The sequence below is a fragment of the Pseudomonas sp. PME37.24/006 genome (assembly GCF_055556635.1).
The window spans coordinates 1-248 of the sequence record NZ_JBVHNL010000240.1 but is presented as its reverse complement, the minus strand read 5'-3'; the positions used below and the strand labels follow the sequence as shown (position 1 = coordinate 248).

Sequence of the window (248 nt, the reverse complement as noted above, 5' to 3'; positions counted from 1 at the left end):
ATCCGGCCATTGCCGAAGACGTAGCCTTTGCCGAAAGCCGGATTCGTCGTGAAACCATTGCCGCCGAAGATCGCTTGCATGATCTGGGTGCGATTTCGATGATGAGTTCAGACTCACAAGCCATGGGGCGGGTGGGTGAAGTCATCATGCGGACCTGGCAAACCGCCCATAAAATGAAAGTGCAGTTTGGTGCTTTGGCCGGCGATGGTGCTCGCAATGATAACTTTCGTGCAAAACGCTATATTGCC

Annotated in this window: 1 protein-coding gene; it reads left to right on the top strand. The window is 53.2% G+C overall.

Going from position 1 to position 248, the window contains the following annotated elements; genetic code table 11:
* A partial coding sequence (locus tag ACZ3GY_RS24560) for an amidohydrolase family protein (protein WP_465912410.1) occupies positions 1-248 on the top strand: 248 nt, incomplete at both ends.